Here is a 21751-nt window from a genome sequence, read left to right as displayed (position 1 = left end):
GGCGGGGGAGCGAATTGCCCCTGAAGAACTCAAGGGCAATTACGGATTTTATGCTATTTTTTGTGCTTTAGTTAAGCTGGTTTGCTGGCGATAGCACCTTAGCGCAAAGATAATTCTTACCCTATTCCACGGGGCGCCCTTTCAGCAGTCGCCGTACCCAGAAACGATTGGGGCTGGTGGCCGCCAGCGTGGCATTATCGAGCGGGATAGGTTCATCACACAGCTGAGCCGCCAGCACTTCGGCCGCCAGCGGTCCGCTGCATAACCCGCGAGAGCCCAGCCCTCCCAGAATAAACAGCCCCTGATGGGCCGGTGCAGTGCCTGCCTGCTGCGGCTGCTGAGCAAGCGTGACATACTGCGCCAGGGTGGCGCTGTAGTCCGGCAGTGCGCCAATCATCGGCAGATGATCGCGCGTGGCGGCACGCACCCCGCAGCGGGCCTCTGCGCCACTGATATCAATCTCTTCAGGCCATTGTTCCCCGGGCAGGCAGCGCAGCAGGCGCTCGCGGTTTTCCTGCTGGTCCTCTGCGCGGTATTCGGCGTCAGTGGCGCCACGATGATAGCTGGCGCCAATACAGTGCTGCTGGTAGTGCGGGCTGACGGGGGTGAGATAACCGTCGTAGCACAGCACCTGCTGCAAAGAGGTCAGGGCAGGCGTGGTCGGCACGTGGCTGACCTGGCCACCGACGGCATTCACCGGCAGTTTTTCGCTCTGCGTGAACTGCGCCAGCCGGTGACCGGTCGCGAGCACCAGGTTACGGTGATGGCGTGCAGGCTGGGCGGCAAAGTGCAGCTGCCAGCCCTGTTCAGCTTCATTCAGCTGCGTGATTTCGTGCTGCCAGTTGAGCTGCGCCCCCTGCTGCTGCGCCAGCTGCCACAGCGCGGCGGTCAGTTCAGCGGGGGAGAGCCAGCCACCGAGGGGATAGGTGATGCCACCACAGCCGGTCGGCACACCGCAGAGCGCTTCCGCTTCCACCCGATCCACCGCGTGCGCGATGCTGTGCGGCAGGCCCATCTGCAGCATTTTTTCAATCTTCTGCGCGCTTTTCTCATCCCACGCCAGCTGCGTCACGCCGCACCAGTCGTGTTCGAAAGCGAGGTCCAGCTGGTCATACAGGCGCCGTGCAAAGGTAAAGGCGGCAGGGAACAGCTGCGCCAGCGCCGGGTCGTGGTCGTTGAGCAGCGGGTAGAGTGCGCCCTGACGATTGCCTGAAGCACCCTGTGCCGGCAGGGCATCGGCGCAGTAGAGCGTCACCCGTTTGCCGCGCCGCAGCAGCGCCAGCGCCAGCAGCGCACTGGCAATACCGCCTCCGGCGATCGCAATATCATCGCCATCGGCGGCAGGGCGGGCATACCACGGAGCCTGCGCGGTGGTGACCACCGCTGCGGGCAGATAGCCTGCCAGCATGTCGCGTTTTTCACCAAAGCCTTTGCATTTGCGCACCGCGAACCCGGCCTGATTCAGCCCACGGCGCACAAATCCGGCGGCGGTAAAGGTCGCCAGCGTGCAGCCAGGGCGCGCCAGCCTAGCCATGCAGTCGAACAGCTCCTGAGTCCACATATCGGGGTTTTTCGCCGGGGCGAAGCCGTCGAGGAACCAGGCATCAACTTGCTGATTCAGGGTGTCATCAAAAGTGTGAATAAGCTGGTTAATATCGCCAAACCACAGGTCAAGCGTGATGCGGCCGCCGTCCAGCAGCAGGCGCTGACAGCCCGGCAGCGCTTCGGGCCACTGTGCCTGCAGCTGGCGTGCATAATTTTCCAGCTCCGGCCAGCTGGCATGGGCTGCCGCCAGGTCGCTGGCGCTTAACGGAAACTTCTCACAGCTTATAAAGTGCAAACGCTGTAGCGTAGCGTCTGGCTGTGCTTGCCGAAAGGCGTCAAAAGCCTGCCATAGGGTGAGAAAATTCAGACCGGTGCCAAAGCCGGTTTCCGCGGTGATGAATAAATCACGCGAATGATGAGCAAAACGCTCAGGCAGACCATTGTTGCCGAGAAATACATAACGCGTCTCTTTAAGACCATTCTGGTTAGAGAAGTAAACATCATCAAATACTCGGGATACAGGTGTACCCTGATCGTTCCAGCTTAGCTCAGCGTACTCTATTGGTGCGGTTTTCACGGCAAAGGCTCATTGCTCAGGCAGTGGCGCGATTTTAACGATGTGGTTGACCCTACGCAAATTTACACAAGGAATCTGCTGATCGGACTTGTTCGGCGTACAACTGTAAGCTAGAGTGCCAGTCGAATCCTAATTAGAAGTGGAAGAGGTATTGAATGAAACGTGCTGTGATTACTGGCTTAGGGATCGTTTCCAGTATTGGTAATAACCAAGAGGAAGTTCTGGCATCATTGCGTGAAGGACGCTCTGGTATTACCTTCTCGCAGGAGCTGAAAGATTCCGGCATGCGTAGTCACGTCTGGGGCAATGTTAAGTTGTCTAAAGAAGACATTGCGGCGCGTATTGACCGCAAAATGCTGCGTTTTATGAGCGATGCGTCAATTTATGCTTTCCTCTCCATGCAGGACGCGGTGAAAGATGCCGGCCTGACTGACGAGCAGTACCAGAATAACCCACGCGTGGGCCTGGTTGCCGGTTCCGGCGGCGGTTCTCCGTTCTATCAGGCTGCCAGCGTTGACGGTATGCGCGCTAAAGGCCTGCGCGGCGTTGGCCCTTACATGGTGACCAAAGCGATGGCATCCGGCGTGTCTGCCTGCCTGGCCACCCCGTTCAAAATCCACGGTGTTAACTACTCTATCAGCTCCGCCTGCGCCACCTCTGCACACTGCATCGGTAACGCGGTAGAGCAGATCCAGCTGGGCAAGCAGGACATCGTGTTTGCTGGCGGCGGCGAAGAGCTGTGCTGGGAAATGTCCTGTGAGTTTGATGCGATGGGCGCCCTGTCCACCAGGTACAACGACACGCCAGAAAAAGCGTCCCGTACCTACGATCAGCAGCGTGACGGCTTCGTCATTGCTGGCGGCGGCGGTATGGTGGTGGTGGAAGAGCTGGAACATGCTCTGGCACGCGGCGCGCACATCTACGCTGAAATCGTCGGCTACGGCGCAACCTCTGACGGGGCTGATATGGTGGCTCCATCAGGTGAAGGCGCAATGCGCTGCATGCGTATGGCGATGGAAGGCGTGGATACCCCAATCGACTACCTGAACACCCACGGTACCTCTACCCCGGTTGGCGACGTGAAAGAGCTTGGCGCAATTCGCGCCGTGTTCCCGGACAAAACCCCGGCCATGTCAGCCACTAAAGCCATGACCGGCCACTCTCTGGGTGCCGCTGGCGTGCAGGAAGCTATCTATTCACTGCTGATGCTGGAGCACGGTTTCGTTGCACCAAGCATCAACATTGATGAGCTGGACCCGGCGGCCGAAGGCCTGGACATCGTGATGAAGCCTACCGAGCGTAAGCTGACCACCGTGATGTCAAACAGCTTCGGTTTCGGTGGCACCAACGCCACCCTGGTGATGCGCAAACTGGCGTAATCTGCCGAAATAAAAAGGGGAGACTGTAAAGTCTCCCCTTTTTTTACCTCTCAGGTAAATCAGCGTTTTTCCATTGGCCGTAAGCGCTTCGGCAGCCCGGCAACCACCAGGTCGTATGACTCTTCCACCAGCTGTTTGATCAATCCTTCGCTTATCTGCTCTCCGGCATAAATCGAAATCCAGTGGCGCTTATTCATATGGTAGCCGGCGTGGATGCTGTCATAAATCACGCGATGCAGTTCGCCATCTTGCGGGCGGCATTTCAGGTTTACAACCCTCTCGCCGCGCACCTGTGCCATCAGAGCAAACATCTTGCCGCGGACCTTGAACACTTCATACTCCGGCCCGAACGGGTAGCACAGCTCAGCAGCGGGTAACGCCTGTGCGATGCGCATCGCGATTTTCTGTATCTGTTGTCCGTCCATTGCCAGCATCCGTCATCGTTGAATATCAGCAGGCTAGCACAGAGCAACCGCGCTTTCCTTTTTTGCGCACTTATTCAGCAGATATAAAGCGTGAGAGACGTACTATGCCTGCGGGTGCTTGAGGCTTTCTGCCTTAAGCATGCTGTTTGCAAACGGCAGAAAGAGAAAAGCCCCGAGTGATTTTTCAATCAACCCGAGGCCTATCCTATGCTTAGCAACATCAGGTTAGCCTCTTACCCGTCGCAAGACAAGGAGAGCAACCATGAAACAGCACAAGGCGATCTTTATCGCCCTTATCATTGTCTGTATGACGGCGCTGGCCGCCGTTCTGGTGTCGAGGAAGGATCTCTGTGAGTTCCGGATCCGCACTAATACTACGGAGGTGGCTGCGTTTATGGCCTGCGACCCGCAGAAGTAAGAGCAGCCGGAGGCGGGAGCAATCCCGCCTTTTCGGTGTGGCGATGCACTGTCTTTAAGCACCCTTTCTCCATTCCCGTCCGCAGCTGCTGATGCTCTCAATAATGAGAATATCCGGCGGCCTGCGCACGTTTGCCGCAGATATTAAATGTGAGGTTTGTATTATTCCCGCGGGTGCTTGAGGCTTTCTGCCTTAAGCATGCTGTTTGCAGACGGCAGAAAGAGAAAAGCCCCGAGTGATTTTTCAATCAACCCGAGGCCTATCCGATGCCTAGCAACATCAGGTTAGCCTCTTACCCGTCGAAAGACAAGGAGAGCAACCATGAAACAGCACAAGGCGATCTTTATCGCCCTTATCATCCTCTGTATGACGGCGCTGGCCGCCGTTCTGGTGACGAGGAAGGACCTGTGTGAGGTGCGGATCCGCACCGGTATCGCAGAGGTGGCTGCGTTTATGGCCTGCAACCCGCAGAAGTAAGAGCAGCCGGAGGCGGGAGCAATCCCGCCTTTTCGGTGTGGCGATGCACTGTCCTTAAGCACCCTTTCTATTGCTCTTCGCGCAGGATCTTCCCGACATTGCCGCCCGGGTGCACCGCCAGCAGTGTTTGCCTGTCATAGCCGCTGTATTCCATCAGCACGGCAATCATCGCATCGAACACCGCCAGTACGCTGATGATGGAGGTGGTCGCCAGCATGTTTAGCGGGTCGATCTCCTGCGTTTTCGGCATGAGCAGCAGCAAATCTGCCGCGTGGGCAATCGCCGAATCAGCGTTTTCGGTCACGCTAATCAGCAGGGTGCCTTTGGCTTTAAGCGTCGGCAGCAGGCGCGTCAGCTCATCGGAATTGCCGCCGCGCGACAGCATAATCAGCACGTCATCGGCGCGCAGAAAACCGATGTCACCGTGCGCAGCATCGGCGGCGCTCAGCCAGATGGCAGGGTGCTCAACGCAGGCCAGCATATGGGCGATTTTACGCGCCGCGATGCCGGAAGTGCCGATGCCGGTGACGGCGATTTTTCCGCGACAGTGGGCAAGGGCATCAAGCACCGCCTGCCACTGCTGACGGTCGAGCTGCTGCTCCAGCGCGCTCAGCGCTTGCCGATAACTTTGCCAGCCCGCGCAGGCCTGCTGCCAGCTCTGTTGGGCATCCATCAGGCCTCCTGCATCATCTGCTGATATTTCATATGGTCGTGATACATCTCACGGAACACGCGGTATTTACGATCGTAGTAGCGTTTGATTTCGTTGGTTTGCGGGGTGACGGTTTTGCCAATCCGGCTCATGGCATTCATGGCTTCCGGCAGTGAGTCATATACGCCTGCAGCCACCGTGCCCATCATCGCGCTGCCCAGCAGCATTGATTCGCTCTCTTCCGCCAGCAGCATCGTGCAGCCGGTGGCGTTGGCATGCTCCTGCACGAAAATTGGGTTTTTCGTGCCGCCACCGCTGGCCATAATGGTATCGATGCTGTAACCCGTCTGGTTCATGGTCTCAATAATGTGACGCGTGCCGAGCGCAATCGCCTGAATGGTGGCCAGATAATGGAGCGCCATATCTTCCGGGGTACGCGACAGCTTCAATCCGGTCAGCATTCCGGTCAGATTCGGATTCGCCCGCGGCGAACGGTTGCCGTGGAAATAGGGCAGCATATGGATATCCTGCGTGAGAAAGGCGATCTTATCCGCTTCACCCGCCATACTGCGCAGCAGGCCATTCAGCACTTCATAAATGGTTTTATCCTGAGTTTTTCCCTGTTCGCGCAGCGTGGCGTAGCAGGGGTGCGATTGGATAACGTGGTCGATCAGCGCCCCGGTTGCTGACTGGCCGCCTTCATTCAACCAAAAGTCTGGCAGCACCGCCGAGAAGTAGGGCCCCCAAACACCTTTGATAAAGCGCGGCTCGCGGGAGATCGCCATATGACCGGTGGAGGTGCCGCCAATAAGCGCGATGCGGCGGTCAAAATCAGCCAGCTCGCCGGACGGCCCGGCGGCACCCAGGGTGCCAAGGCTGCCAGCGTGCGCATCAATGATCGAGGCGCTAACCGCCGTGCCGGGCAACAGGCCAAGCTCGCTGGCGGCGCGCTGGGTCAGCCCTCGCCCAAGCGGTTCGCCCATGCTTTTCACTTCACTGCCAATTTTAGCCGCGTCGCGCTCCAGCAGGTCATCCAGCCCAATCTGTTTAAAGTAGCTGGCATCCCAGCCGTCCTGGTGGGCAAGGTAGGTCCATTTACACACCAGCGAACAGAGCGAGCGGGTTTCGTCCGCCGTGGCGCGCCAGGTCAGGAAGTCGGGCAGGTCGAACAGATGGCCGATATTCTGCCAGCTGGCGGGCATATGCTGTTTCAGCCACAGCAGCTTCGGAGTCTGCATCTCCGGGGAGATTACGCCACCCACGTAATCGAGCACCGGATGTTTTAAGGCATTAATGCGCTCGGCCTGCACGATGGCGCGGTGGTCCATCCAGACGATGATGTTCTGCTCATTACGACCGGACGGACTGACCGTCAGCGGCTTGCCTTCTTTATCCAGTACCACCAGCGAACAGGTGGCATCAAAGCCCAGCCCTTTAATCTGCACCGGGTTAATATTGCTCTGGTTAATCGCATCGCGCACCGCCTGGCAAACCGCCTGCCAGATATTGTCGGAGGACTGCTCGACAAAATTGGCCTGTGGGCGATACATCTCAATTTCACGGCTGGCCTGGCCCATCATGCGCCCGGTGATATCGAAAATCCCCGCGCGTGCGCTGCCCGTTCCCACATCCACACCAATGTAATAGCTCGCCATTTTTATCCTCAGTCGTCAGGTTCTGCGATTTTGCAACGCAATAAACAGGATCAGTACGCCACCCCAAAGTGCCATGGTGAGGTAGCTACTCACCCCCAGCAGATTCAGTCCACTTTCAATCATCTGTAACACAATCAGCGCCAGCACCAGCCCGGGAATACGGCCAAAGCCGCCGTCAGGATTGATGCCGCCGAGCACGGAGGCGAGGATGGTGACCAGCAGCCATGACTCGCCATAACCTGCCTTGGCAGAGTTAAACATCGACATCATCAGCAGCGCGGCTCCCCAGCTCATCAACGCGGAGAGGACATACACGGTGATAATCACGCGGGTGGTGTTCACCCCGCTAAAGCGCGTGGCCTTCTGATTCGAACCGATGAGCAGAATGCTGCGCCCGAGCGTGGTGCGTTCCAGCAGCAGCCACACCAGCGCAGCGACCAGCAGGAAGATCAACAGCGAGAGCGGGATGCCGGCGATATCCCCGTTGCCGAGCATCTGGATCAGCGGCGGGAAGCCAGAGATTACCGCGCCGTTCGACAGCAGGATATTCAGCCCGGCAATCAACGTCATGGTGCCGAGCGTTGCCAGAATTGGCGAAACGCCCACCACTGCAATCAGCACACCGTTAAGCACGCCAATCGCTACAGCCGTCAGCAGGCCGGCCAGCAGCGCCAGGGCCAGCCACAGCGGCTGTTCCGGATGGGCGACAATCAGTGCCGCCATCACCAGCGAGCAGGCATTGGCACTGGCAATAATCGACAGATTAATGCCGCCGGTCAGCATGGTCACTGCCATGCCTAATGCCAGCAGCCCCAGCACCGGCAGCTGGCTGGCGATAGACTGAAAGTTGCCGTTGCTAAAGAAGCGTCCGCCAAGCGTCAGGGAAAACAGCGCCAGCACCACCACCATCATCAGCAGCTGCAGCCGGATGATGCGGTCGCCCGGCAGTTTATTCAGTAATGTCTGCATCTCAGTTCCCCTTCGCCAGCTGGTGTTTCTCGTTCCACGCCGTCGCGCTGACGCTCACCAGAATAATCACTCCGCTGAACACCATGTGCCAGTAGGATGACACCGCCATCAGCGTCAGGCCGTTTTGCAGGAAGGCCAGTAGTAATACGCCGAGCAGGGTACCAATCAGCGTTCCTCGCCCGCCGCTCATACTGGCTCCTCCCAGCACGACCGCCGCCAGCACTGTCAGCTCGTAGCCGACCAGCGAGTTCGGTGCTACCGACTGCGTGGTCTGTGCCTGAACCACGGCCGCGACGCCCGCCAGCACGCCCATATATCCGTAAACCGCCAGATGCAGGCTGCGCAGGTTGATGCCGAGGCGCGAAGCGGATTCGCGGTTACCGCCCATCGCGTAGATCTGCCGCCCGAAGCGGGTAAAGTTCATCAGCACACCAGTCAGCACAAAGACGCCCAGCAGGCAGAGCAGCGGCAGCGTCAGGCCATATTCATAGCCGTCCGAAGCGGTAAAGGAGAGCCAGTTAATGCCGTTCATAAACCATTCCGGGAAGCCGTACAGCCAGGTGCCGTTGGTCATCCACACCAGCAGGCCATAGAACAGGTTGAGCGTGGCGATGGTGATAATAATTGCCGGCACCCTCAGCAGGTATACCAGCAGCCCGTTAACCATGCCGAGCAGCAGCCCGCAGCCGATGGCAATGGCAAAGGCGCTGAAGAAATTGCCGCCGTGCGCCAGCAGGGTGCTGGCCATCACGTACTGCGCGATGGCGGTCATCGCCGGGAAGGAGATATCGATGCCTCCGGCGATCAGCACCACAAACAGGCCGCAGGCGAGAATGCCGAGAATGGCATAGCTGGTGGCCACGTCGGTCAGGTTGCCGAGAGTGAGAAATTCGCTGGTGCGCAGGCTTAGTCCCAGCGCCAGCAGGACAATTAACAGACCCAGCCAGAACTCATGGTGGCTGATCAAGTGACGCAGCTTGTTATTCATTAACCACCCCGGCAATCTCCTCTTCGCTGCACTGATGGGGCGCGAAGCTGGCAACCAGCTCGCCTTTGCGCATCACCAGTACGCGATGACTGTTGTAGTAAGCTTCCGGGATCTCATCGCATATCATCAGCACCGCCATACCGGAATCGGCCAGCTCGCGGGCAATGCGATAGATCCCCTCTTTATTAGCAATATCGACGCCGACGGTCGGCGAGTCGAGGATCAGCACTTTGGGCTGCGTCGCCACCCATTTACCGATCGCCACGCGCTGGGCGTTGCCGCCGGAAAGCGTTTGAACCGGCAGCTGGCTGTCGGACACTTTGATATTGAGCTCGCGGATGAGTGAGGCCACCTGGTGGCGCGCCTGCGCGCGATCCATCAAGCCGAGTCGACCGCGCAGGCGGCCAAACACCGGCACCAGCAGGTTATCGAAGATCGACTGCGGCATAATCAGCCCTTCGCTCTGACGATCTTCCGAAACGTAAGCAATGCCGTGGCGGATAGCGTCGCGATTATGGCGCAGCCTGACTGGCTTACCGTCTATCAGCATTTCGCCGCTGTCCGGGCGCGAAAGGCCAAACAGCGACAGGCACAGCTCGGTGCGCCCGGCACCCAGCAGGCCGACGATGGCGGTGATCTCGCCGCGTCTTAGCTGCAGGTTAATCTGCTGATACTGGTTGCGCCGGGAGAGGTTGCGCACTTCCAGCAGCGGGGTTTCGCTGCGGTCGGCCCGCTCCGGCAGGTGGCTGAAGCTGAAGCGCTGGCCGGTCATCAGGAACGCCAGTTCATCACCGTCCAGTTCACTGGCGGCATAGGTGCCGACCAGCTTGCCGTCGCGGATCACGCTGATGCGGTCCGAAACCTCCATCACCTCATCCAGCTTATGGCTGACGAACACCACGCAGATCCCGGCGGCCTTTAGCTCACGCACCACGCGCAGCAGGCCATTAACCTCATGGCGCGTCAGTGAGGCGGTGGGCTCATCCATGATCACCAGGCTGGCATCGGCGGCCAGCGCCCGGCAGATCGCCACCAGCTGCCGGTCGGCGATCGACAGTTTTTCTACTTTGCGCGCCGGGTCGAGACTAACGCCGATACGCTGCATGGTCTCCAGCGCCAGCTGCCGCATGGCACGGCGATTCACCCAGAAGCTGCCGCCCGGCAGATAGCGGTGGACCGCGATGTTCTCCATCACCGATAAATTGGGAAACAGCGACAGATCCTGGTAGATCACCTGCACGCCGTAATACGCCGACAGGGCAGGGCTGAGCTGGTTAAAGCGCTTGCCGTCAACGCTGATATGCGAGCCTTTGTCGGGGTGATATACCCCGGAAATGACTTTGATCAGGGTACTTTTGCCACAGCCGTTTTGCCCGGCCAGGCAGTGTACTTCGCCGCGGTTCAGCGTCAGCGTGACGTTATCCAGCGCACGCACGCCGGGAAACGATTTGCTGATTTTTTCCAACGATATAAAAGGAGTTTGTGTGGCCATCATTCATCGCCCTGGAGTGGGTGAGGGCCGACAGTCGCCGGCCCGAAACAATCAAAAACCGAGGGATTTAGCGTTATCTTTGGTCACTTCCAGAATGCGGTTGAAGCGGATAACGTGATGCTGCATATCAACATCCGCTTTGCCCAGGCCGTCGATGGTCAGGTCAGGCGTCACCTGTTTGCCATCCAGCAGCTGATCCGCCAGGCTGACCAGGGCGAAACCGGCATCTTTTGGATCCCACAGCAGGGCTTTTTTGATATCGCCGCTCATCAGGTAAGGCGCAGCCTGAGCAGGCATCGCGATACCCACCACGGCGATCTTGTTTTTCGCCCGTTTACTTTTCACCGCCTGTCCGGCACCGATTGGGCCAAGCGAGCCAAAACCGATGATGCCCTTGAGGTCAGGGTAGGTGCGCATCAGGTCGAGCGTAGTGGCATAGGATTTGTCGATGCTCTCCGCCACCGGCAGGCGCGCGGTCACTTCGTGCATTTCCGGGTATTTCTCTTTCTGGTATTTGATGGCCGCATCGGCCCAGGCATTGTGCAGCGGCACGGTCAGCGAGCCAACGTAAATGGCGTATCCGCCCTTGCCACCCATCGCGCTCGCCAGCTCATCCATATTCTTTTCGGCATATTTAGTGCTGTCGATGGTTTCAATATCCCACTGACCAATCTGCTGGTCCGGGGATTCATGGGTCAGCACTACGATGCCCTGGTCACGCGCTTTTTTCAGCACGGGCTCAAGGACTTTGGCGTCATTGGGCACCACGATGATTGCGTCGACTTTTTTGGCGATCAGGTCCTCAATCACCTTTACCTGCTGCGCCGGATCGGCCGTGGAGCCGCCAACCTGGTAAGCATTGACGTCGAGCTTTTTCGCCGCTTCGTCCACGCCCACCGCCATCCGGGTAAACCACGGAATGCCTGTGACTTTTGCCACGACGGCGATATCATGTTTTTCTGCTGCCAGCACGGGTGTTGCTAATAACATGCAGGCGGATACGACACATGCATTGAGTAACGCGAGGTTAAATTTCATAGCAGTACCTTGTTATCCAGATCGTTGTTTTCGTCAGGTATGAGGGTGGATTTCACCACCGGCTCACGATAGCAATAAGATTTTGGCGAAGAAGTGGGCAATGATGGAAAGTGTGATCTGTGACCTTTAAAGTTAAATTATGTAGTTAAATCTGTTAATAAGTTGTTATTTTCGGCGTGATTGTAGGAAGTTTACTGAGATCTTATTGTTTCATTATTGTTAATTTTTTTGCCTGTTATCATTTTGGTAACAATTACCCGCAGGGCGCTTCCCGGCCTGAGTGAAAGTGGTACTCTAATCTCAAACAGCCGCTATTTTTGTCAGCGAAATGCGGCGCATATCGCGATTTTATGCCTGAGCCTGGTCTGGTTGTTTAGCTACCGCAGGTAATAAGGCACGTAACTGGGTTACATTCCAGCGCGGGCGGTTAATAGCGTTGACGATTTGAAACTATTTAGCCACTCTGGTTGTCTTTGAAAATAAAATTCCATAACCATCTGTGGCACAGGCCGTGCCCCGGTTCTCTCAGGAGGAGTTAACGATGTCCAGCCGTATCGACCAACGCCCGGCGCAGGCCACGACTGCGCTGGCGCGCATCTCATTTGCCGTATTTCTCACCTACCTGACGGCGGGCCTCGCGCTGCCGGTGATCCCGCTTTATGTTCACCAGGTGCTGGGGCTGAACAACTTTCTGGTGGGCGTTGCGGTAGGCATCCAGTTTTTTGCCACGCTGCTAACGCGTGGCTATGCCGGAAGGCTGGCCGATCAGCGCGGGGCAAAACGCTCAACGCTACAGGGCATGCTGGCGCTGGCGCTGGTTGGGGTTGCCTATCTGCTGGCGGCACTGCTGCCGCTGCCGGTAATGGCTAAATTTGCCCTGCTGGTGGCCGGGCGCCTGCTGCTGGGCTTTGGTGAAAGCCAGCTGCTGACCGGCAATCTGACCTGGGGTATGGGGCTGGTGGGCGCGACACGCGGCGGCCAGGTGATGTCGTGGAACGGCATGGCCATTTATGGCGCGCTGGCTGCAGGAGCACCGCTCGGGCTGCTGTTATACAGCCACGGCGGTTTTGCACTGCTGGGCATTGCCACTATTCTGCTGCCGCTGGCGGCGCTGCTGTTCAACCTTGGCGTGCGCGCCGTACCGGTACACGGTGGTGAGCGACCGTCACTGTGGAAAGTGGTTGGGCAGATTGCACAGCCGGGATCTGCGTTGGCACTTCAGGGGGCAGGCTTTGCGGTGATTGGCACCTTCACCTCGCTCTATTTCGCCGATCGCCAGTGGGGCAATGCCGGGTTTGCTTTAACCGCGTTTGGCGTAGCCTTTGTGCTGGTGCGCGTGCTGTTTGGCGGCCTGCCGGATCGGCTGGGCGGCACGCGCGTGGCGCTGATTTCATTGATGGTGGAAGCGCTTGGCCTGCTGCTGCTGGGCATGGCCCCGAACGGCTGGATAGCCCTGGCAGGGGCGGCTTTGACCGGCTGCGGCTGTTCGCTGGTGTTCCCGGCGCTGGGAGTTGAGGTGCTAAAACGGGTGGCGCCGCAGGTGCGTGGCACCGCGCTAGGCGGTTTTTCGGCGTTTCAGGATATCGCTTATGGCATCACCGGCCCGCTTACCGGGCTGCTGGCCACCGGTCTCGGCTACGGTTCGGTGTACATTGCCGGTGCGGTCTGCGCCGCGCTGGGTATTGCCGTCACCTTCAGCTTTGCCCGCGCGGGGTTGACCAATCCAGGCGGCTAAGCCGTGTCACTGCCTGGACGATCTCCGCCGGCTGCAGGGCGGAATATCCCAGCATCCAGCCCGCCTGCGCTGGCTGCTGCTGATAAAGCGGAGACAGGCGCGGCAGCAGCAGGCCGTGCTGCGCTGCCTGCTGCGTCAGCTGCTGTTCACTGCCCATTTTCAGCCCGACCGCCAGCTGTAAACCGCCCTGATGTGGGAATAGCGTAAGGCGATCGGCGAGTTTGTCATTCACCTCATTGACCAGCAGATTGCGGCGGCTGGCATACAGCTGGCGCATCAGGCGCAGGTGCGCGGCAAAGTGACCGTGGTGAATAAAATCTGCCGTCACCGCCTGCATCAGCTGCGCGCTGTGCCCGTCGATAATGCTGCGCAGGCGGCGTAATGGTTCGATTAATGCATCGGGCACCACCAGATACGCCAGCCGCAAAGAGGGAAACAGCACTTTGGAGAAGGTGCCGAGATACAGCACCCGGGCATCCTCTTCCAGACCCTGTAAGGCGGGCATCGGGCGCTGGTCGTAGTGAAACTCGCTATCATAATCATCTTCTATCAGCCAGCACTGCTGTTGGCGGGCAAAAGCCAGCCACGCCAGGCGCCGCTCCAGCGCTAGCGTCACGCCGGTGGGATATTGATGGGATGGCGTGAGATACACCAGCTTTGGCGCATCTCCACCCGGAATAATCGCGCCACTCTCATCGCAAGCGATGCCGCTGACCTGCGCGCCGCTGCTGCTAAACGCCTGCCAGGCCCCGAGATAGCCCGGATCCTCCAGCCAAACGCTGTCGCCGCTATCGCACAGCAGCAGGGCGATCATCTGCAGTGCCTGCTGGGAACTGGTGAGGATCACCACCTGTTCGGCGTGGCAGCGCACCCCGCGAGACTGCGCCAGATAGTGCGCCACCGCCTGGCGCAGCGCCGGCAGGCCGAGCGGATCGCCGTAGCGCATCAGGCTTTCGCCATCCAGCCGCAGGCGCTGCTGCGTCAGTCTACGCCATATCCGCTGCGGAAACGCGCGCAGGTCTGGCGATCCGGCTGCAAACGCTTGAGGAAACGGCGGATCTTCACAGCCGCCGTCGGCGACGATCTGCTGCCCGCGCAGGGAAAGAAGCGGGGCAGCCACGGGCGGGCGGCGGCGCGGCGGCGGCACGGGCGCAACAGCGACAAACGTTCCGCGCCCGGTCTGACGCGTCAGATAGCCTTCACTCTCCAGCTGGCTGTAAGCTGCTTCAACCGTGATGCGCGACAGCGACAAATCGCTGGCCAGCACGCGAGAAGAGGGCAGGCGTGCCGCGGTTGGCAGTGAGCCGTCGACGATGGCCTGACGCAGCATCGCGCACACTTTCTCGCGCAGGGTGGTGGCATTCTGACGACTAAACAGGGCAGGAAACGGCACGGTAACAGTGGGCATATTGGCCTTATCGTAGTGGCTTAATCGGTCTTATTGTAAAGACCCATTCGCATTAAGATAACAACATTAACCCGAACCGGAGCATGAGATGAACCCATTTTCAGCCGTTTTACAGTTTCCCCCGCCATCCCCCGCGCAGAGTGAAGCGTGGCTGCGTGACAAACTGGCGCATTACGCCGATGCCTGGGATGTGGCGCAGGACCTTGCTGCGGGCATCGCGGCGATTGTGGTGCTGGATGTGCGCTCCGCACAGCAGTACCGCGCCGGGCATATAGCCGGGGCGCTCAGCTTTCCCCATCGCACCATGACGGCAGAGACCCTGGCCGCACTGGCGCGCGAAAAGGTGTATATCACCTACTGTGACGGCATTGGCTGTAACGGTTCGACCAAAGGAGCCTGGAAGCTGGCTGCTGCGGGTTTTCAGGTGAAAGAGCTGATCGGCGGGCTGGATTTTTGGCAGCGCGATAGCCATCCGATCGTGACAGGAGATAACGCGGGGCAGTGGCCCGCCGCTGCCGCTCTAAGCGACTGCGGATGTTAAATGACTTTTGAATTTGTCGAAAACTGTGACGGAGTCTACACTTTTTGCGCGACTCACCGTTTAGCGCCTTTTCCACAATAAATGTGAGCGCCACAGACTTTTCTTCTTATTCAGGGATCATATGAACACAACCTCCTCAGACTCCTCGGAAGCCGATGAGTCCTCGCGCGCGACGATTGTTAAACAGCGAATTTTCTTTGTGGTGCTCGTCGCCACCATGGGCGCGCTGGCCTTTGGTTACGACACCGGTATTATCTCCGGGGCTTTACCCTATATGTCCGCGCCTGCGGCACAGGGCGGGCTGGGCTTAAACTCGTTTACTGAAGGGCTGGTCGCCTCTTCACTGGTGTTTGGCGCCGCGCTCGGTTCCTTCCTCAGTGGTTTCTTCTCCGACAAGTTTGGCCGCCGCATCACGCTACGCAGCCTCGCCGTGCTGTTTGTTGCCGGCTCCCTCGGTACTGCTCTTGCACCGTCGATTTCGGTGATGGTGGCGATGCGTTTTCTGCTCGGTATCGCCGTTGGCGGCGGGTCGGCCACCGTGCCGGTGTTTATTGCTGAGATCGCCGGTCCGAAATTAAGGGCTCCACTGGTGAGCCGTAATGAGCTGATGATTGTCACCGGCCAGCTGGTGGCCTACGTTGCCAGCACTCTGCTCAGCTATCTGCTGCATGACGAACACCTGTGGCGCTATATGCTGGCTATCGCCATGATCCCCGGCCTGCTGCTGTTTATCGGCACCTTTTTTGTTCCGGCATCCCCGCACTGGATGGTGGCCGAAGGGCGACTGCAGGAGGCAAAAAACATCCTGAAGTACCTGCGTGAAACTCCGCGAGAGGTGCGTAAGGAGATGCGCGAGATGAAAAAACAGGCGCGTAAGGCCGAGCGTGGGCCGGACGTGATGACCCTGATTAAGGAAAAATGGGTGCTGCGCCTGTTGATGATCGGCATCGGGCTGGGTTTCGTTATCCAGTTCACCGGGGTCAATGCCTTTATGTACTACACGCCGATTATCCTGAAGTCGACCGGGCTGGGAACCAGCGCCTCTATCGCCGCCACGATTGGCAACGGTGTGGTTTCCGTGATTGCCACCTTCGTGGGTATTTGGGCGGTTAGCCGCTTCCCACGCCGTAAAATGCTGATGACCGGGCTGTTCTTTGTTATCGCCGCCCAGCTGATGTTAGGGCTGGTGATGACGCTGGTGCCAGCCGGTTTAACCCAAAGCTATCTGGCGCTGGCCTTTATTCTGATGTTCCTGTTCTTTATGCAGATGTGCATTTCACCCGTCTACTGGCTGCTGATGTCCGAACTGTTCCCGATGCAGCTGCGCGGGGCGCTGACGGGCACCGCGGTGTCATTACAGTGGATTTTTAATGCGCTGGTCGCTTTCTGCTTCCCGCCGCTAATGGCGTTTGCCGGCAGCAAAACGTTCTTTATTTTCGCCATCATTAACATCGGCTCACTGGCCTTTGTGGCGCTGATGCTGCCGGAGACAAGAGGTAAGAGCCTGGAGGAGATCGAGCAGATTATGCGCGACCGCTTTGGCGGCAAGCCGGTAGAGGAAGTGGCCTGAGAAGAAGAGCTGGCGCCGCGTTGGCGCCAGCCCTGATAAGGCGCTAAATCAGAACAGCATCCACAGCACCAGAACCAGCAGGATCAGCATGGCAAAGGCGGTAAACACCGGACGATTCGCCAGCGGCTGCAACATCGGCGGCAGCGTACCCCAGATTGGCGCTGCAATCGGTTTTGGATTCAGCTCGCTGTCGGCCAGCGGCTGTTCCTGCAAACGCTCTGCGCGGCGGCTGAACAGCAGATTGAGCAGGTCCTGTGCCTGAGTCGGGCTGAGCACCGTTTGTGGCGCAATGCTGAAGCGCTGCTGGCTGTAATCCTCCAGCATACGCTGCTCGCCCACATCCGGCGGCTGCTTCAGGGTGGCAATCAGCTGCGTTAGCGTCGGTGCGCTATGCTGGCTAAGCGTCTGGCTGGCCTGCAGATACTGGTTGAGCAGCGGGAAGGCGCGCGAGGGGATAGGATCACCGCTGTGCAGGTTCATCACCTTCAGTACGGAAGCCCACAGTTTGACCGGCTGCTCGCCGGTGGCGGCGGCAAGGCGCGAAATCTGCTGGTTCAGCGTCTGATGCTCGGCTGGCAGCAGGCTGCGATCGCTGCTGCGCGTCTGCTGCGGCTGTGGGATCGCCATCTGCCCGTTCTGCAGCATGGTCAGCACCTGACGCAGCTGGTCAGGGTTGAGCGAGCTTAAGACCGTATGACCAAACTGCTGACGGATAAAGTCGCTCACCGCCTGGCGGTTATTCCCGGTGGGCAGCAGGTCGGTCAGCTGCTGTAACAGCTGGCGCGTGGCGTGGGTGTTTTGCACCTGTGACAAACGCGTATTGAGGAACTGTTCTGCCGGAGGAAAATGGCGCGCCAGCAGGCCCGCATCATTTTTTACGCCGACCTCATGGCGCAGGCCAGCCCACAGCTCGGGGGATTTCAGCGTGCTGAGCGACATGATCTTGACGATCAGGCGCTCCAGCGTGGTGCGCTGTGCGGGCGTAAGAGGTTGATCGCCAGGGCCGGGGCGCGATGTGCCCTTTTGGGCATCGATCGTCGGTCGATCGCCGGGAATCGGCGCACCAGGGCCACTCAAAGGTTGCATGGCGAAGTCCTTCAGTCAGAGTCATTATCCGGGGCGCGCCGGACCACAGAGGGTAATAGAGCATGATAACAATCCCGGCCGGGGATAGGTAGAGCAGGGCGGCTTAATCGTGTCGCTTTCCGACTTTTTTTTAACGTGCACCGTTTACAGATAGCTGATTGTCCAGGTGAGTATGCCGGTAGCCTTTCCGGGAGTAATGCCCGGTGTCAATTGGTAGTAGCGTGCAAGCAACGGCACTTCTATGGTACGGCGGGCAAGAGGATAACTGCCGATTTTCCAGCTGTTGCCAATATCTACCGGAAAGCCACTGGCAGCATGTAAGATTTGTATCGCGACGCCGCTGGCGCTGTGAACCTGGCTGTTCAGGCTGATCAATCCCTGTTTTGCCCCACCTGCTGGGGTTTGACCATCGAGCCGCAGCATCACATTAAAATTGCCCGAAACATCCGTATCGCAAATAAAGTTAAGCGCGAATGTTTTACCCTCGCTAGTGGAACCGATAGCTGAACCGAAACCCCGGTCTTGTCTGATCCTGATGGTACCTAGCGAAACGCTAAAGGACGCAGGTCCCTGGACTTTACAGCTCTTTGCTTTGAAGCTCAGCCACTTTTCGGCATCCAGCATCTGATAGTTCGCTTTTTTTCCGCCGTTGTCGGAGCCAATATCAAATAGTGAAATGCGTGAGTTAATTGGCGTTACCTGCTCAGGGCGTTCCGGCGTTTGCCCGGATTTAACAATTTCAACGGTGACGCCAAAGCTGGCTCGTTGCCAGGTACTATGCGGGAGACCAGCCGCAGCATTATGATTGGTAATCATCACGCCGGTACTGACTACGCCATCATCGCTACCCCGATCGCCATTTAGCGTGGTGATCAGCGTTAAGCCGTTACCGAGTATTTTACTGCCGTTACGGCGAATGAATAAGGCCAGTTCATTTCCCTGCTGCTGAGGGTCGCTGATACTGCACCAGGCGGTGATAGTGTAGCTCTGGTTAAACACCGTAGCTCCCATTGGCAGTGAAGAGGATAATTTCAGCGCGTTGCCGGCGTTGAACACCACCAGCGGGAAAGCGCCTCGCCGCTCTGTGACACATTTCAGCGAGCCGGCTTGGGTCGGCAAACTGAACGGTGCGAGCGCAACGGCGGCAAACAGCAGTAAATAGTATCGATAATTCATCAATCTCATCTCGTTACGATCGGGCGTTAGCAGGCAGGCAGGGTGTGTTAAACCGTTCAAAGCCGTTTTCCAGCTGCTGGTGCGGGGGAAGAGTAACGGTCAGCGTGCAGACGGTTGTTTCGCCGGATTTGACCACCAGACGAGAACGTCCCTCTGGTAGACGGACATAGATCATATCGCCCTGAGCAACCAATCCGAGGTTATTCCCCCGTTCATCACTCACGCTGGCACCAAACGGCAGGCTCTGACCATCGGAGTGGGTAGAATGGATTAACACAGCCCGACCGCGCGTGGTGGCAAACTTAACTTTAACCAGCGCACCTGCATATGGTGCGCTCTGCTGACGGGTGCTCTTTAGCTCCACATCTGGCGGTAACCCTTGTGGGTCGAGGACGATCTCATTGAGGTGGTAGGCAATCATATAGGGAACGAGTGCACGTCCCTGATCATTGAGCTTCAGGCCAGAGTGACCTTCCACCGTGGCGCCCTTAGCGTAAGGCGCATCGACCAGCGCCATGGTTTCGCTGTACCAGGGACTGAAAATCACGCCATCAGGCAGTGCTACCAGCGCCCCGCTGAGACCCCCGGACCATGAGTGGCTATGGTTGCCAGCTTCATAGCTGCCTTGCAAGGTGCTCCAGGCTGAGTGCCAGCTGGCGACCGTATTGGCGCTGGCTCCCTGCTGGCGATCCTGGCTTATTCCAACGTTGTAATCAAACTGCTGTTCTGCTCCCAGTGAACTGCTGAGATTAACCTGGCTGGATAATCCCTGGGCGTCGTGGTTAACGTTCAGGTTCATGCTGGTATCCTGCATGTCGCTGCCCAGCGGCAGTGAGAAGCCGAGAGAAAATTGAGTCTCTCCCCCATCGCGTGAACTCAAGCGGTTTACCGAGAGTGACCAACTCAGCGAGCGAAACGCATTGCTGTATCCCGCCTGAAGCTGGTTGTCATTGCCATTATTGCGCCAGTAATTCTGCCTGATTGCAGTCAGATACATTTGCCCCCAGCTTTCAGGCAGAGTCTGTGAAAGGCTGATGGAGAGACGGCTACGCTGCGCCTGCTTTGCATCATCGCAGGAAGAGGGGACGTTACGCCGCCGGTTATCTATCCAGTGCATCGCATCATTCAGGCCCAGATAACCGGAAGATGAGAAGCGCCAGGCGGCGACAGATACGCTACTGCTGCTCTGATTAAACTCTTTGCTGTAGGTCATTCGATAGCTTTGACCTGAAAGGCGCTTACTGCGGCTGACCGTTTGTGCCTGGCTGACATCCAGCGCCAGCGCCCCCATTGACGTGCCGACTGCGCCGCCCAGCAGGAAAGCGTGATAATTACGCGTGGTTAAGATACCGCCATAGCTGGTCACAAGGTTACTGACCCCCCGTTGCAGCGTGGCCTGGGCGACGGTTTCCGTGTTGGACAGATTCATATTACGCAGCGTACCGGCGGTAATGCTAAACAGTGTTGTTCCCTGACGCACCAGCTGGGGAATAGAAGCGTAAGGCACCATAAATTGACTTATCTGGCCATCGGATTCCCTTATGGTGACCACCAGGTCTCCACCATAGCCGGTAGGATAAAGGTCGTCGAAGCTAAAGGGGCCAGGAGGGACGGTGGTTTCATACAGCAGCACGTTATTCTGCCGCACGCTAACGCGGGCATGGGTCTGAGCCACGCCTCTAATGGCGGGAGCATAGCCGCGCCGCGAATCTGGCAGCATGGCGTCGACGCTGCGCAGTGTTAAGCCGCGGAATGAAAAGCTATCAAAAAGATTGCCGCTGGTATCGGCGTCTCCCACAGTAATGCGCGACCGGATTGAACTGATATCACGCTCAACATAATTGCGCAGGTTTTGATAGTGCGTGCTGCTCTCAGTTTGCCAGTTCAGCGATCCCAGATGGCGGAAATGAAAACCATGGATATTCAGGCCAATATTATTGCTGTTATATAAGGAGTTAAACGCGCTACCATCCTGCTTTGACTGATAGTAGTTAGCGTTATAGTTTAAAATAAGAGCATTAATTCCTCGTTGCCACAAAGAAGGATCAACTTCATTTTGTGCCTGATGCTGTAATGCTGCCTGCGGAATAGCGATTATCATGCTTAAGGTGCTAATGTCGATATGGGCACTTGCGGCAGGAATAAGCTGTTCCAGACTTAAACAGTTTGCAGAAGTATCGAGTTTTTTTAGCTGCTGGTCGTCAATGTAAGTGCTTTTTATATGTAATAAATTGAGCAGCGGGCGCGTTATACAGATAACCGTGTGGTTTGAAATTTTTTTAACCGTCACTTTTAATTGTTTAATCGATCTTTCATTCAGCACAATATTGACATCATAGCGACCGGGCTGTAACGCGTGACCGCGACTAAACTGTGAAACATCAATACTTTCATCAGAGGTGTTACGTAAAAAATGAGCATCAAATATAGCGATTCCCTCATCCGTTGCGGCGAAAAGTTTTTGTTGAGTTTCTATACTCAGCAATCCAAGAAGTAACAGACTACGCGAGAAAAAGTTGCAAAGCCGGAGACGCCAGACAGGAGCGGCAGTGAAAAGTATCCTGAACATCTATTCTCTCCATATTTAGCTCAATTAAATCAGGCGTGATGTGGCTTGGAG

General features: G+C 57.6%; 18 protein-coding genes. 6 read left to right on the top strand and 12 right to left on the bottom strand.

Annotated elements, in window-relative coordinates; all coding sequences use genetic code 11:
• Nucleotides 1-121: 121 nt before the first annotated feature.
• Complete coding sequence (gene mnmC / locus ACLI4M_RS02560; protein WP_133623170.1) at nucleotides 122-2122, bottom strand: bifunctional tRNA (5-methylaminomethyl-2-thiouridine)(34)-methyltransferase MnmD/FAD-dependent 5-carboxymethylaminomethyl-2-thiouridine(34) oxidoreductase MnmC; 2001 nt, start codon at nucleotides 2120-2122, stop codon at nucleotides 122-124.
• Nucleotides 2123-2277: 155 nt separating this feature from the next.
• Here mnmC and fabB point away from each other — a divergent pair, with 155 nt between their 5' ends.
• On the top strand, nucleotides 2278-3501 hold the full coding sequence (gene fabB, locus ACLI4M_RS02555; RefSeq protein ID WP_048915398.1) for a beta-ketoacyl-ACP synthase I: 1224 nt from the start codon (nucleotides 2278-2280) through the stop codon (nucleotides 3499-3501).
• A 59-nt stretch (nucleotides 3502-3560) separates the two neighbouring features.
• On the opposite strand, the gene ACLI4M_RS02550 is transcribed toward fabB, so the two are convergent.
• Nucleotides 3561-3926 (bottom strand): MmcQ/YjbR family DNA-binding protein, encoded by a 366-nt coding sequence (locus ACLI4M_RS02550; RefSeq protein ID WP_133623171.1) that lies wholly within the window; start codon nucleotides 3924-3926, stop codon nucleotides 3561-3563.
• A 262-nt stretch (nucleotides 3927-4188) separates the two neighbouring features.
• On the opposite strand from ACLI4M_RS02550, the gene ACLI4M_RS02545 reads away from it, so the two are divergent.
• Complete coding sequence (locus tag ACLI4M_RS02545) at nucleotides 4189-4344, top strand: Hok/Gef family protein (protein ID WP_133623172.1); 156 nt, start codon at nucleotides 4189-4191, stop codon at nucleotides 4342-4344.
• A 321-nt stretch (nucleotides 4345-4665) separates the two neighbouring features.
• A complete protein-coding gene (locus tag ACLI4M_RS02540; RefSeq protein ID WP_133623173.1) occupies nucleotides 4666-4821 on the top strand; it encodes a Hok/Gef family protein in 156 nt (51 codons plus the stop codon).
• Between the two features lie 67 nt (nucleotides 4822-4888).
• On the opposite strand, the gene ACLI4M_RS02535 is transcribed toward ACLI4M_RS02540, so the two are convergent.
• The 6 genes from ACLI4M_RS02535 to ACLI4M_RS02510 are packed head-to-tail and all read right to left on the bottom strand — an operon-like array spanning nucleotide 4889 to nucleotide 11615.
• Complete coding sequence (locus tag ACLI4M_RS02535) at nucleotides 4889-5494, bottom strand: KpsF/GutQ family sugar-phosphate isomerase (RefSeq protein ID WP_048915403.1); 606 nt, start codon at nucleotides 5492-5494, stop codon at nucleotides 4889-4891.
• On the bottom strand, nucleotides 5494-7128 hold the full coding sequence (locus ACLI4M_RS02530) for an FGGY-family carbohydrate kinase (RefSeq protein ID WP_048915404.1): 1635 nt from the start codon (nucleotides 7126-7128) through the stop codon (nucleotides 5494-5496). Before ACLI4M_RS02530 ends, ACLI4M_RS02535 begins: the two co-directional genes overlap by 1 nt.
• Nucleotides 7129-7143: 15 nt before the next feature.
• Nucleotides 7144-8097 (bottom strand): ABC transporter permease, encoded by a 954-nt coding sequence (locus ACLI4M_RS02525; RefSeq protein ID WP_133623174.1) that lies wholly within the window; start codon nucleotides 8095-8097, stop codon nucleotides 7144-7146.
• Between the two features lies 1 nt (nucleotide 8098).
• On the bottom strand, nucleotides 8099-9085 hold the full coding sequence (locus ACLI4M_RS02520) for an ABC transporter permease (protein WP_133623175.1): 987 nt from the start codon (nucleotides 9083-9085) through the stop codon (nucleotides 8099-8101).
• Nucleotides 9078-10577 (bottom strand): sugar ABC transporter ATP-binding protein, encoded by a 1500-nt coding sequence (locus ACLI4M_RS02515; RefSeq protein WP_133625036.1) that lies wholly within the window; start codon nucleotides 10575-10577, stop codon nucleotides 9078-9080. Before ACLI4M_RS02515 ends, ACLI4M_RS02520 begins: the two co-directional genes overlap by 8 nt.
• 51 nt (nucleotides 10578-10628) lie before the next feature.
• Nucleotides 10629-11615 (bottom strand): autoinducer 2 ABC transporter substrate-binding protein, encoded by a 987-nt coding sequence (locus tag ACLI4M_RS02510; protein WP_048915407.1) that lies wholly within the window; start codon nucleotides 11613-11615, stop codon nucleotides 10629-10631.
• Nucleotides 11616-12156: 541 nt separating this feature from the next.
• On the opposite strand from ACLI4M_RS02510, the gene ACLI4M_RS02505 reads away from it, so the two are divergent.
• On the top strand, nucleotides 12157-13350 hold the full coding sequence (locus tag ACLI4M_RS02505; protein WP_133623176.1) for an MFS transporter: 1194 nt from the start codon (nucleotides 12157-12159) through the stop codon (nucleotides 13348-13350).
• Here ACLI4M_RS02505 and ACLI4M_RS02500 read toward each other — a convergent pair.
• The gene (locus ACLI4M_RS02500) at nucleotides 13310-14758 is read right to left on the bottom strand and encodes a PLP-dependent aminotransferase family protein (RefSeq protein ID WP_133623177.1); all 1449 of its coding nucleotides are present in this window, start codon (nucleotides 14756-14758) and stop codon (nucleotides 13310-13312) included. The two genes, ACLI4M_RS02505 and ACLI4M_RS02500, sit on opposite strands and share 41 nt — an antisense overlap.
• 88 nt (nucleotides 14759-14846) lie before the next feature.
• Here ACLI4M_RS02500 and ACLI4M_RS02495 point away from each other — a divergent pair, with 88 nt between their 5' ends.
• A complete protein-coding gene (locus tag ACLI4M_RS02495) occupies nucleotides 14847-15299 on the top strand; it encodes a rhodanese-like domain-containing protein (protein WP_133623178.1) in 453 nt (150 codons plus the stop codon).
• Nucleotides 15300-15420: 121 nt separating this feature from the next.
• Nucleotides 15421-16869, top strand: a complete 1449-nt coding sequence (locus ACLI4M_RS02490) for a sugar porter family MFS transporter (protein ID WP_133623179.1) — start codon at nucleotides 15421-15423, stop codon at nucleotides 16867-16869.
• Between the two features lie 48 nt (nucleotides 16870-16917).
• Here the strand turns inward: ACLI4M_RS02490 and flk are convergent, their stop codons facing one another.
• From flk to ACLI4M_RS02475, 3 genes are all read right to left on the bottom strand, one after another.
• Complete coding sequence (flk, locus tag ACLI4M_RS02485) at nucleotides 16918-17955, bottom strand: flagella biosynthesis regulator Flk (RefSeq protein WP_048915411.1); 1038 nt, start codon at nucleotides 17953-17955, stop codon at nucleotides 16918-16920.
• 144 nt (nucleotides 17956-18099) lie between these two features.
• On the bottom strand, nucleotides 18100-19131 hold the full coding sequence (locus ACLI4M_RS02480; RefSeq protein WP_166643167.1) for a fimbrial protein: 1032 nt from the start codon (nucleotides 19129-19131) through the stop codon (nucleotides 18100-18102).
• A gap of 13 nt (nucleotides 19132-19144) precedes the next feature.
• Nucleotides 19145-21700 (bottom strand): fimbria/pilus outer membrane usher protein, encoded by a 2556-nt coding sequence (locus ACLI4M_RS02475; protein WP_133623181.1) that lies wholly within the window; start codon nucleotides 21698-21700, stop codon nucleotides 19145-19147.
• Between the last annotated feature and the right edge of the window lie 51 nt (nucleotides 21701-21751).

Origin of the sequence: Erwinia sp. LJJL01 (genome assembly GCF_047300805.2) — a bacterium.
In the GTDB taxonomy this organism is placed as follows: domain Bacteria; phylum Pseudomonadota; class Gammaproteobacteria; order Enterobacterales; family Enterobacteriaceae; genus Erwinia; species Erwinia aphidicola.
This window is presented reverse-complemented; position numbering and strand designations above follow the sequence as displayed.

Coding starts and splice junctions, on each gene's coding strand:
- fabB (WP_048915398.1), top strand. CDS start 2,278: ATGAAACGTGCTGTGATTACTGGCTTAGGGATCGTTTCCAGTATTGGT.
- ACLI4M_RS02550 (WP_133623171.1), bottom strand. CDS start 3,926: ATGGACGGACAACAGATACAGAAAATCGCGATGCGCATCGCACAGGCG.
- ACLI4M_RS02545 (WP_133623172.1), top strand. CDS start 4,189: ATGAAACAGCACAAGGCGATCTTTATCGCCCTTATCATTGTCTGTATG.
- ACLI4M_RS02540 (WP_133623173.1), top strand. CDS start 4,666: ATGAAACAGCACAAGGCGATCTTTATCGCCCTTATCATCCTCTGTATG.
- ACLI4M_RS02535 (WP_048915403.1), bottom strand. CDS start 5,494: ATGGATGCCCAACAGAGCTGGCAGCAGGCCTGCGCGGGCTGGCAAAGT.
- ACLI4M_RS02530 (WP_048915404.1), bottom strand. CDS start 7,128: ATGGCGAGCTATTACATTGGTGTGGATGTGGGAACGGGCAGCGCACGC.
- ACLI4M_RS02525 (WP_133623174.1), bottom strand. CDS start 8,097: ATGCAGACATTACTGAATAAACTGCCGGGCGACCGCATCATCCGGCTG.
- ACLI4M_RS02520 (WP_133623175.1), bottom strand. CDS start 9,085: ATGAATAACAAGCTGCGTCACTTGATCAGCCACCATGAGTTCTGGCTG.
- ACLI4M_RS02515 (WP_133625036.1), bottom strand. CDS start 10,577: ATGGCCACACAAACTCCTTTTATATCGTTGGAAAAAATCAGCAAATCG.
- ACLI4M_RS02510 (WP_048915407.1), bottom strand. CDS start 11,615: ATGAAATTTAACCTCGCGTTACTCAATGCATGTGTCGTATCCGCCTGC.
- ACLI4M_RS02505 (WP_133623176.1), top strand. CDS start 12,157: ATGTCCAGCCGTATCGACCAACGCCCGGCGCAGGCCACGACTGCGCTG.
- ACLI4M_RS02500 (WP_133623177.1), bottom strand. CDS start 14,758: ATGCCCACTGTTACCGTGCCGTTTCCTGCCCTGTTTAGTCGTCAGAAT.
- ACLI4M_RS02495 (WP_133623178.1), top strand. CDS start 14,847: ATGAACCCATTTTCAGCCGTTTTACAGTTTCCCCCGCCATCCCCCGCG.
- ACLI4M_RS02490 (WP_133623179.1), top strand. CDS start 15,421: ATGAACACAACCTCCTCAGACTCCTCGGAAGCCGATGAGTCCTCGCGC.
- flk (WP_048915411.1), bottom strand. CDS start 17,955: ATGCAACCTTTGAGTGGCCCTGGTGCGCCGATTCCCGGCGATCGACCG.
- ACLI4M_RS02480 (WP_166643167.1), bottom strand. CDS start 19,131: ATGAATTATCGATACTATTTACTGCTGTTTGCCGCCGTTGCGCTCGCA.
- ACLI4M_RS02475 (WP_133623181.1), bottom strand. CDS start 21,700: ATGTTCAGGATACTTTTCACTGCCGCTCCTGTCTGGCGTCTCCGGCTT.